We start from the raw sequence: 10,633 nt of genomic DNA on the forward strand, positions 1-10,633 counted from the left end.
AAACTATTAATATTTCATCATAATTACAAAAAAATTATCATTAAATAATTATGGTTAATATATTTAACTACTTATAATATAATTTATCAATATAATTATAAGTAATGGTTTGATTTTCAAGAATAATTGTGATAGAATGATTATTCAATTTTAGATTTGGAGATTTTTATGAAAATTGAAAATACAATTTTACTGGTATTAGATTTTCAAGAAAAATTAATGCCAGTTATACAAAACAATGAAAACATTGTAAAATACACGAATATTTTGATTAAGTCCTGCAAAGAACTTAATATTCCTATAATTTATACGGAACAATATCCAAAGGGACTTGGCGAAACTGTTTTGGAAATTAAAGAGTCTTTAAAAGACTCAAAAGCAAAGCATTTTGAAAAGAACAGTTTTTCAGCCTATCCACTTATTAAGGAAGAAGTTTTAAAACTTAAAGAAAAAGGAAAAACTTCAATTATTGTTGCAGGTGTAGAAACACATATTTGTGTATATCAAACTATAAGAGATTTAAAGAGTAACTTTGAAATTTATGTTCCCTTTGAAACTGTAGGTTCAAGAAATCCTGAAAATTATACGAATGGCTTGGACTTAATTAGAGAAATGGGAGCAAGTGTTACTAATGTCGAAACTATACTTTTTGATTTGATTAAAACATCAGAACACGGTAGTTTCAAACTAATCAGTAAATTGATAAAGTAAGGGAGTTTTATATGAAAAAGAAATTTATAATAACTTTTATTCTATCCTTAGCTCTATTTGGAGGAATTTTTTGGGTTGCAAATAAAGTTTTGGATATTATGGAGTTAACTTCAAAAGTAGAATTTGTAGGTAGCGATTTAGGCGAAGGAAATAATATTGAACAACGTGTTGAAAATGAACTTTTATTCTTAGTTTTAGGTTTAGATAGTGATGATTTCAGTGGTGTTACAACTGAGCAAAACAGAACTGACACTATGATTTTATGTAAAGTTAATTTTGAAACAGGAAAGATTGATATTCTTTCAATCCCTCGTGATTCAAGAGTTATGGTTAATGGAAAATTAGATAAAATAAATCATGCTCACCACTATGGTGGTCTAAAAATGGCTGTAAAAACTACAAGAGATTTCTTAAATTTAGACATAGACTACTATGTAAGAGTAAATTTCTTCTCTGTTAAAGATATTGTAGATGCCCTTGGTGGTGTTGAAGTCGATGTCCCTGTTCAAGTTGACGTTGCAGAAGATGATGTCCACTTAAAACCAGGTAAACAAATTCTAAATGGAAAACAAGCTCTACAATTTGCAAGATTTAGAGCAGGATATATAGAAGGTGATGTTGGTCGTGTTAAAGCTCAACAATTACTTATAAAAGCATTAGTTAAAGAGTTGACTAAAGCTAAAAATATTGCAAAAATCCCTGAAATTTTAGAAGTTGTTAAAAAGACTGTGAATACTAATATTCCTTTCTCTACAATTACAAAATTAGCTTTAAAAGCAAATAATTTAAGTGTAGATAAAATGAATACTCAAATAGTTCCAGGAGAATCTGCTTATATAAACAATATAAGTTATTTCGTTCCTAATCGTTCAAAATTGAATGCTCTTGTTAAAGAGATGTTCAGTGATTATCTACTAAGTCAAAATAACAATACGCAAGTAGATACAGACGAAAAAAAGAATAACAATAACAATAACAACAACAATAAGAATAATAATACTAACAATAATAAAACTAATAATAACAATAAAACTAATACTAATAAAAACAACAAAAAGAACAATAATAGATAATTAGGGTGAATATGGAAAACGAGAGAAAAAAAGAACATTTGGAAAATTTTTTAAAGAGCAATTTCAAATCCAATACTCTATTTGACAATGTATATATTGAACATTTTGCGTTGACTGATTTAAATTTTGACGAAATTGATACATCAGTAAACTTTTTAGGAAAAAAATTGTCTTTCCCACTTCTCATAAATGCAATGACAGGTGGAGCAGAGACTTCCTATGATGTTAATGAAGACTTAGCGAGACTTTGTAAAAATTTTAATATAGCATTTGAAAGTGGCAGCCAAAAGGTTGCCCTACAAGATGATGAACTTGTAGAAACTTTTACAATAGTAAAAGATATTTTAGATGAAAAAAATATAATAATTTCAAATCTTTCTGCATTATCAAGTCTTGAAGATGCAAAAAAAGCTGTTGAAATGTTAAATTCTGACGCTATTTCTCTCCATCTAAATCCCGCTCAAGAGATTGTTCAATTTGAAGGAGATAGGAATTTCAAAGGAATTTTAAAAAACATTGAAAATATTGTGAAAAATTTAGAAGTTCCAGTAATCATAAAGGAAACAGGTTGTGGAATATCTAAAAAAACTTGTGAAAAACTTTTGAATGTTGGTGTAAAATACATTGATATTAGTGGTTATGGTGGAACAAATTTCATTGAAATTGAAAATTTGAGAAGAACGGACTTAGATTTTACCAATATCTACGGTTGGGGAATTCCAACTGCAAAATGTATAATAGACTGTAGAAAAGTCTCAAAAGACTTTACTCTAATAGGATCTGGTGGAATTAAAACCGGAGAAGACATTGCTAAGGCGATTATACTCGGTAGCGATATGATTGCTATTGCTGGGGAAGTATTAAGATATTTAATTCATGGTGGATATAAATTTGCTGAAGATTATTTAAAATCTCTAATCTATCAAACAAAGATGATTATGTTACTTCTTGGAGCAAAAAATATTGAAGAACTTAAACAAGTTGAATACAAAATATTTGGAAAATTAAAAGAAATATGTGAATATTAAAAAATGAGAGTTTTGATAACTCTCATTTTTTTATAAATTATTTTAAGGGGGATTTCTTAAAATTCTTTTGTCTTTAAATCTACTTTTAAAATATATGGTAAAACTACAAGAACCATTAATGCTATTCCTGAAATAATAAATATATTTGCACTTTTAAAGTTATCAAATAAAATAGAATAAAATAGTATTCCAAGAGGCATTAGTAGTTGACATCCTGTCTCTATGATACTAAAAACTCTACCTTGGTATTCATGTGGAACAGCCTTAGTAAGCCAAACCATTACCGGAGTATTTATAAAATTTGCAATAAAATTAACTCCAAAAGCAAATATCATAAATATTATAAAATATGAAAAGATACTAAGCTTAAATAATAATGCAATTCCTAAAAATAATAAAACTCCAACTGTTCCTCTAAGCCATTTAAAAGAAAACTCTAAAGGACTTTCAATATCATCCATCATTGATAAGATTATTGATGAAACTATTATTGCTACAGGAAAAGCTGCATTTATAATACCATAGAGATAATCTGAAATCTTAATTTCATTAATCAAAACATAGGGAAGTCCAACCGAAACTGAAGCAAAAAGGAAATTTATGAACATTGCAAAGAAAATAATAAAAACTAAAACTCTTTTATCTCTTATATATCTGATTCCTTCAACGAACATCTTTAAAACTTTCTTTTCTTCATTATTATCTGATTCTTCAGTTTTAATAAGATTGAAATTTATAAAAAGTACAATTAAAATTGTTATAAACTCGATAACAGCTTCCAAAAGTACAAAATGGATTAATTTTAATTTTGTAAGTAGAAAAACCGCTAAAATTGGAGAAATTATATAAACTCCTGAAGATGCAATCTGTTGAAAAGATTTTACCTTTTGAATATATTCTTCACATACAACCCTCTTAACTGAAGATGAAAAAGCATTATTTAAAAATTGATCCGCAACCTTTAAACAAATTAACAACATATATGTATTAATTAAATTAGTCTCAGCATTAGAATTTAAACTTAAAGCATATAAAATCAAACTTACAATGCTAAAAAGTTGAGCAATTACAATTACAATCTTCTTATTGTATTTATCTATAACAGATCCCACAAAAGGAAGCAAAACAAGTGCAACCAAAGGTCCTATAACTTGAGAAATACCAAAATTTAAAGCAGATTCAGTCTTTTTCAAAATTAAAAGTCCAATAATGAATGACAAAATAGAACTACCAAAGTTTCCAGTTATAGTTGTCAATATTAATTTTATCATCTGTTTTCTTGATTCTTTTAAAATATCCATGACTTTTACCTCTTAATACTTTTTTTTGATTATATTATATAATGTATAATATACTATGTCAATAGTTTTTTATGATTTTTTATATAATGGAGGATTTGTTGGGGGAATTTCTTTTCAAAGTGCTATGACGTGAATTATTTTGTTTTATACACAATGTTTTAAATACTATGTTATGAGAATTTAATTCGTTTCTATAATATTTATAAAAATAATTTGAAGTTTATTTACTTTTAACGTCTAGTTACTAATCAAAGGTATTTCTTTATACGTCATTTCGACCGGAGTGAAACGGAGTGGAGAAATCTCACACTATTGCTTGTTTACAAGCAATAGTAATGTATCGTAGATACATCAACTACAGCAAACTAATCCATCCCTAAAAAAAAGACGGTTTTCACCGTCTTTATTTTCCTATACAGAAATTTGAAAAGATATTATCCAAGATGTTTTCAGAAATATTTTCTCCGATTATTTCTCCAAGCACTTCGTAAGCTCTTCTTAAATCCACTTCGCAACAGTCGATAGGCACCATATTTTTTAAATCTGCATAGAAAGATTTTAAATATTCTAATGAGCTCTTTAGACTATTTTCATGTCTTACATTTGTGATTAAAGCCTTGTCTTTAATCTCTATTTTGCCGTCGAAGAACATATCTATAATTGCCTGTTCAAGTTTTGAAATTCCTTCATTTTTTAGAGCGGATATTTCTATTAACTCAAAATTTACCTTTTCTTTCAATTTTTCTTCATTCAATTTTTTATCCAAATCTACTTTATTTAATATTCCAATAGATTTAGTTGTATTTGCAAGATTTATTATCTTTTCATCTTCTTCGTCAAGTTCTCTTGAAATATCGAATAGTACTAAGTTTAAGTCCGAATTTTCACTTGCTTCGATAGATTTTTGTACTCCAATTTTTTCAACGACATCAGCAGTATCTCTGATTCCTGCAGTATCATTTATATTTAACTTAATTCCTGAAAGCTCAATGTCTTCCTTAATCAAATCTCTCGTAGTTCCTGCAATATCCGTTACAATTGCTCGTTCCTGTCTTAAAATTCTATTTAGTAGGGAAGACTTTCCAACATTAGGCTTACCAATAATTGAAACATTTATTCCGTCTTTTAAAATTTTTCCTTTATTAGACTCTCCAAGTAATTCTTCCATTTCAGCCATCAATTTCTCAGTCTTTAAAATTACATTATCAAAAGGTAATTCCTCCTGCATATCTTCTGTAAAATTGATAGAATACTCAACAAAACTTAAAATATCTAAAAGTTCTTCTCTAAATTCTTTAATCTTTTTACTCAAATGTCCTTCAAGTTGATTAATCGCACTCTTATGAGAAAATTCTGTTTTTGCCTTTATTAAATCAATAACTCCTTCAGCTTGGGATAAATCAAGTCGTCCATTTAAAAATGCCCTTTTCGTAAATTCTCCCTTTTCTGCAAGATCTGCTCCATTTTCAAGACATAAATTTAAAACCCTTTTAAGACATACAATGCCCCCATGAGTAAAGATTTCAACTACATGCTCTCTCGTATAAGTATGAGGTGCAAACATAAAACAAACCATAACTTCATCAATGAGTTCATCTTTATCGTAAATATGACCATATTTCATCATTCTATTGGATTTTTCATCTATTTCTTTTTTATCCTGAGGTTTGAAAAATTTTTTTACAATGTCTATCGACTTTTCACCACTAAGTCTTACAATTCCAATACCTGATTCGCCTGTAGCAGTAGCAATAGCAACAATAGTATTTTCCATAATTTCTCCTTCTATAAGAACCCCACCCTTCCTCGATGCTTTGCATCGGGTGGGTGCCCGGGAACCTTGTTGTTCCACAATAGAACAAAAGAACGCCTAAACGTTCTTTTAATTGCATATTAAAATTTAGGTTTAATAACAACCTTTCTATGTGGCTCTTCACCTTCGCTCACAGTAAATACACCTTTCATATTGTGTAAAGTTGAGTGAACAATTCTTCTCTCATAAGCATTCATAGGTCTAAGTCTCATAACTTTTTTATATCTAATAGATTTTTTAGCAAAAGTCATTGCCATTTCTCTGATTGATTCTTCTTTTCTCTTCTTATATCCATTTATATCTAAGAAAACTCTCTTTTCTAAGGAAGTATTTCTTCTAGCAAAAATACTTACAATATATTGAATACTTTCTAAAGTTTCTCCAGATTTTCCAATCAAAACTTTAAAATCATCAGATTTATTTATATACAAATTGACAGCTTCTTCATCTTCATCAAAAGTTATTTCACCGTCAACTCCCATTTTCAAAATTAAGTCTTTTAAAAATCTTTCAATTTTTTCTATATCTTCGCTTTTAGCGGGAACTTCTTTTTTACAACAAGTTTCTTCAACAACTTCATCAACAACTTCTTCTATAAACTCATTATAATTTTCTTCTTTTTCTTGTTTTAAAGAAACTTCAACTAAAGCATCTCTTGAACCAAAGCCCAAAAAACCACTCTTTGGTTTTTCAATTACTTTAACATCAACATCTGAAATATCTGCTGATAATTCTGCTAAAGCAAGTTTAACAGCTTCATCAACAGTTTTTGCTGATTTTACAACAGTCATTCTTTTGCTCCTTTCAACTAATTACTCATCTTTTTATTTTCGTAAGCAGTCAAAGCTAATCTCAATAAAATTTCTACAATATTTGTCATAGCCCAATAAAGTGCAAGCCCAGCAGAGAAACTCTTAGCAGAAATAAATATTACTAATGGGAATATATATTTCATAGTTTCCATAGATTTTGCACCAGGATTATCCTGTTGATCTCTATTACTCAAATCAAGGTAAACATATTGAGTAATTGCATTTATCAAAGGAAGACCATATAAAAGTGGGTCTGGTGCTGACAAATCCTTAATCCAAAGGAAATTTTTCATAACATCTGCATTTGCATCCCCAAAAATATATAACAATGGTTCTCTCATTACTGCAAACATTGCTATAACTAAAATAAAGTTAAAAATTAAAGGTAAACAACCACCAAGTTGTTTAATTCCATGTTCTTTATTAAATTCCATAAGTTTAAGATTCATAGCTTGTGGATCATGTTTATATTTTTCTCTTATCTTTTGTTGCTCTTTAGCAAACTTTGCTTGAATCTTTTGATTTTTTATACTACTTAAAAATATTGGGAAAAGTACAATCTTAAAAATTATAGAAATTATAATAATACTAATCGCTAAATATGAAATACTTGAAGGCTCATTAGGTAAAATTGAAGCAACTCCTTCATAAATAAATTTTAATACAGATCCCATTAAATTTCTTAAAAATGCCATTTATTCCTCCTATTTTAGTGGATCATACCCACCTTTTCCAAAAGGATTACATCTTAAAATTCTCCAAATAACTAAAAAACTTGCCTTAAAAAAATTGTATTTCTGATACGCTAAAATCGCATATTCCGAACAAGTCGGTGTAAATTTACATTTTCCATGTCCCCAAAGGCCAGAAATATATTTTCTATAGAATTTAATTAATAAAATCATCAATTTTCTCAATTTAAAACCTTCTTTAAAGCATAATTTATAAGTCTTAACAAAGACCTCTCAAGTTCAATGTAATCAATTTCTAAAGTGTTTTTTTTCGGTAAAATTACCATTTCATAACCTAATCCTAAATCACAAACATTAAGTCTTATTATCTCTTTTATTCTTCTCTTAATCAAATTACGTTTATTTGCTTTTCCAAACTTTTTAGTAACGGAAACACCGAACTTAACTTTTTTTCTATTTGTCGGTCGGATAAAAATGGTAAAATCTTTATTCCAAAAATTTTTTCCACGCTTGTAAACAGTTTGAAACTCTCTATTTTTTCTTAATCTAATTTCCTTATTCATATATCATCTTTCCATGCTTCAAACACAAAGCAAAAAGCTGAATTTTAGAAAAGGCCACACTAATGTTGGCCTATGCTGATAAAACTTTTCTATTTTTAAGTCTTCTTCTCTTTAATACAGCTCTACCTGCTTTTGTACTCATTCTCTTTCTAAAACCATGAATTTTACTTCTTTTTCTTCTATTCGGTTGATAAGTTCTTTTCATAATATAGATGACACCTCCTTATTATAATCACCTTTAGGTTATTTAATAAAACACTACCATAGATTATAAGCTATTTTAAGTATAATTGTCAAGTAAAAATATAAAAATTTTATAAAATTTTTTACAACAAAACTAGCCAAATCAAAATAATTTTGTTTTTATATTTAACTATTTACTTTTAATATAAAAGATGATATCATTAGTTTAAAGTGATATTAGAATTTATTGAAAATAAAAGATTATATTTACGAAGTTTTTAGAGGATAAAAAAATGAAAAATAATTATACATTTAGAAAATTAATAAGAATACTCTTTTTGCTTTTTATATTTTTGACTGTATTTTATAGTTTACATATAATGCAATAATATCAAAAAATTTTTTAAATAGGGAGGATTTTATTTTGAGTTATTTATGTTTTTTAGTTATAATGATAATTTTGTCATTAGTTTCAGTTGTATTTAGTCTGATTGCACCGATTATGGTTCAAATTTGGAGTAAAAGTGTAGAGGGAATTACTATCTATAGAATTTTACTTTTATCAATAATTATGGCTGTTTTTATGCTAATAAATATTTTATTTATTGTAATAAAAGAACATTATTCAAGAAAGTTAAATAGAGAGAATTTTTTCGACTATCTAAAAGATATTTTAACTTTAAAATATGATTACATAATTTCCGAAGGAATAATGAAAATTTTGGATAAGACAATAATGAGTGTTAACAATATTTATCTGTTTATCACAGGGGATAATATCAAATTAATAACAAATTCACTCGTTATGGTAGTTGTTTCTGTTTGGATTTTATATATTAATAAATACATATTTCTCGCTTGTTTAGTAGTCATTCCTATAAATATTTTAGGCTTTGCCAAGATAAACAAAGTACTATTGGGAAAATCTAGAAATATGGAATTACAGGTTACTACAGGCTGGCAAAAAGTTTTATCCGTCATATCAAATACTGAATATATAAAACAACAATCTAATCCAGATATTATTAAAAATTATTTAAGTGATACTGTAGATACTATTTACAATTCAATGTCTGATGTAAATATGTATTCTGTAAGTACTTCTACCTTAATTCACAGTATTAATTCAATTTTTCAAACTGTTATATTAACTTATGGTGTTTATAATTTTGCCTTTGTTGGACATGATTATTTTTCATTGATGATACTTATGATTTTAATTCCAACATTTTTTAATACATTAAGTTCTCTTGTTGGCTCAAAACTAAATAAAAGAAATTTCACAATAGCTAAAGAATTTAAGGACAATTTAGAAAAGATGAGTGAAGTTTATAATGGAAGTAATCTTGAAGAAATAAAAAATATTTCCTTTAATATTTCAGAATTAAAACTTCCTACACATAGTATTGATGTTAATATTGTCGGAGAATTTTCAAAAGGAGATATAATCAGAATAAAGGGAGACTCCGGTAGAGGAAAGAGTACATTCTTAAAATCAATTATTGGCTTTAGAGAAAATGACGGAATTTTTATAAATGGAAATAATATAAATTCATATAATTTATTAGCTTTAAGAAATAGAATTGAATATATGGGTCAAGATGCTTATGTTTTTCAAGGCTCTTTAGAGGACAATTTATTTTTCGGTATAGAAAATTATAAAGATAAAATTGACAGCCTAAAACAAGATCCGCTCTTAAAAACTATCTTCTCGTCTAAAGACTTGGACTCTGATATTTTTAACTTGGGTGCTGATTTATCAGGAGGAGAAAAACAAAAAATTGCTTTAGCAAGAGCAATTAATTCCGATGTGGATATACTTCTATTAGATGAAATCACTTCAAGCATTGATAAAGAAAGTTCTGTTGAAATTTACAACAGAATAAAAGAAATATCAAAAGATAAAATTATTTTTATAATTTCTCACGATGATATTGTGGATGATATTTGTAATAGAGAAATTTTAATATAAAATCAATCCATTTGCTTTTTGCAAGTGGATTTTTTGTGCAATAAATTTTAACGTAATATTTTTGTTTATATATTTACAATAATTTGCATATTAAATGCAATAAATTTGAGTTTTTTTTGGATTTTTGGTATAATTTAATTGTGAAAAGATGTGTAAAATTTTTTTAATATTAAAAAATTATTAAAAATTTTCAATAAAATTATCTACAAATTATTTTTTTACAAAAATGTAATATGTGGATAAGTAGAATAAATATGTGGATAAATTGTTTATTTTTTACTAATAAATATTTTATAATTTAACAAAATTTGAAAAAATACAATTTATTTTATAAACAAAATAACTTTTATAAAAATGTGGATAACTTTTTAAAATATTTAATTATCTTTTTAAAAAGTCTTTATTAATATTAAAATTTCAATGTTTTAAAAATTTTATCTGCTGTGGATAAATATGTTAATAACTTAGAAAATGGGGAGTAGTTT

General features: G+C 26.8%; 11 protein-coding genes. 4 read left to right on the top strand and 7 right to left on the bottom strand.

Annotation, left to right across the window (positions count from 1 at the left end):
- Positions 1–168 precede the first annotated feature (168 nt).
- From WFJ11_RS07400 to fni, 3 genes are read left to right on the top strand one after another with little or no spacing between them, the layout of a single operon-like run.
- Positions 169–711: an isochorismatase family protein gene (locus WFJ11_RS07400; RefSeq protein ID WP_338817382.1), complete on the top strand. Its 543-nt coding sequence runs from the start codon at positions 169–171 to the stop codon at positions 709–711.
- An 11-nt stretch (positions 712–722) separates the two neighbouring features.
- Positions 723–1,784: an LCP family protein gene (locus tag WFJ11_RS07405; protein WP_338817383.1), complete on the top strand. Its 1,062-nt coding sequence runs from the start codon at positions 723–725 to the stop codon at positions 1,782–1,784.
- 11 nt (positions 1,785–1,795) lie between these two features.
- Positions 1,796–2,812, top strand: a complete 1,017-nt coding sequence (gene fni, locus WFJ11_RS07410; RefSeq protein ID WP_338817384.1) for a type 2 isopentenyl-diphosphate Delta-isomerase — start codon at positions 1,796–1,798, stop codon at positions 2,810–2,812.
- A 56-nt stretch (positions 2,813–2,868) separates the two neighbouring features.
- Here the strand turns inward: fni and WFJ11_RS07415 are convergent, their stop codons facing one another.
- The 7 genes from WFJ11_RS07415 to rpmH all read right to left on the bottom strand — a co-directional run bounded on the left by WFJ11_RS07415 (position 2,869) and on the right by rpmH (position 8,198).
- Complete coding sequence (locus WFJ11_RS07415) at positions 2,869–4,113, bottom strand: MFS transporter (RefSeq protein WP_338817385.1); 1,245 nt, start codon at positions 4,111–4,113, stop codon at positions 2,869–2,871.
- 403 nt (positions 4,114–4,516) lie between these two features.
- Positions 4,517–5,887, bottom strand: a complete 1,371-nt coding sequence (gene mnmE, locus WFJ11_RS07420; RefSeq protein WP_293439785.1) for a tRNA uridine-5-carboxymethylaminomethyl(34) synthesis GTPase MnmE — start codon at positions 5,885–5,887, stop codon at positions 4,517–4,519.
- Positions 5,888–6,006: 119 nt separating this feature from the next.
- A complete protein-coding gene (gene jag, locus WFJ11_RS07425) occupies positions 6,007–6,717 on the bottom strand; it encodes an RNA-binding cell elongation regulator Jag/EloR (protein WP_009354566.1) in 711 nt (236 codons plus the stop codon).
- A 17-nt stretch (positions 6,718–6,734) separates the two neighbouring features.
- Entirely contained in the window at positions 6,735–7,433 is a 699-nt protein-coding gene (locus WFJ11_RS07430) for a YidC/Oxa1 family membrane protein insertase (protein WP_009354979.1), read from the bottom strand.
- Positions 7,434–7,442: 9 nt separating this feature from the next.
- A complete protein-coding gene (gene yidD, locus WFJ11_RS07435; protein ID WP_009355122.1) occupies positions 7,443–7,655 on the bottom strand; it encodes a membrane protein insertion efficiency factor YidD in 213 nt (70 codons plus the stop codon).
- Complete coding sequence (rnpA, locus tag WFJ11_RS07440) at positions 7,652–7,993, bottom strand: ribonuclease P protein component (protein ID WP_293439786.1); 342 nt, start codon at positions 7,991–7,993, stop codon at positions 7,652–7,654. The genes yidD and rnpA overlap by 4 nt, the downstream gene beginning before the upstream one ends.
- Before the next feature lie 70 nt (positions 7,994–8,063).
- Complete coding sequence (gene rpmH, locus WFJ11_RS07445; protein WP_004832453.1) at positions 8,064–8,198, bottom strand: 50S ribosomal protein L34; 135 nt, start codon at positions 8,196–8,198, stop codon at positions 8,064–8,066.
- Positions 8,199–8,600: 402 nt separating this feature from the next.
- Here rpmH and WFJ11_RS07450 point away from each other — a divergent pair, with 402 nt between their 5' ends.
- Positions 8,601–10,148: an ABC transporter ATP-binding protein gene (locus WFJ11_RS07450; RefSeq protein WP_323988763.1), complete on the top strand. Its 1,548-nt coding sequence runs from the start codon at positions 8,601–8,603 to the stop codon at positions 10,146–10,148.
- Positions 10,149–10,633: the final 485 nt, after the last annotated feature.

The sequence above is a fragment of the Parvimonas micra genome, assembly GCF_037482165.1.
Lineage (GTDB): Bacteria > Bacillota > Clostridia > Tissierellales > Peptoniphilaceae > Parvimonas.

Excerpts from the sequence above, each read along its gene's own strand:
- WFJ11_RS07430 (WP_009354979.1), bottom strand. The coding sequence starts at position 7,433 with ATGGCATTTTTAAGAAATTTAATGGGATCTGTATTAAAATTTATTTAT.
- jag (WP_009354566.1), bottom strand. The coding sequence starts at position 6,717 with ATGACTGTTGTAAAATCAGCAAAAACTGTTGATGAAGCTGTTAAACTT.
- rnpA (WP_293439786.1), bottom strand. The coding sequence starts at position 7,993 with ATGAATAAGGAAATTAGATTAAGAAAAAATAGAGAGTTTCAAACTGTT.
- WFJ11_RS07405 (WP_338817383.1), top strand. The coding sequence starts at position 723 with ATGAAAAAGAAATTTATAATAACTTTTATTCTATCCTTAGCTCTATTT.
- fni (WP_338817384.1), top strand. The coding sequence starts at position 1,796 with ATGGAAAACGAGAGAAAAAAAGAACATTTGGAAAATTTTTTAAAGAGC.
- mnmE (WP_293439785.1), bottom strand. The coding sequence starts at position 5,887 with ATGGAAAATACTATTGTTGCTATTGCTACTGCTACAGGCGAATCAGGT.
- WFJ11_RS07415 (WP_338817385.1), bottom strand. The coding sequence starts at position 4,113 with ATGGATATTTTAAAAGAATCAAGAAAACAGATGATAAAATTAATATTG.
- rpmH (WP_004832453.1), bottom strand. The coding sequence starts at position 8,198 with ATGAAAAGAACTTATCAACCGAATAGAAGAAAAAGAAGTAAAATTCAT.
- WFJ11_RS07400 (WP_338817382.1), top strand. The coding sequence starts at position 169 with ATGAAAATTGAAAATACAATTTTACTGGTATTAGATTTTCAAGAAAAA.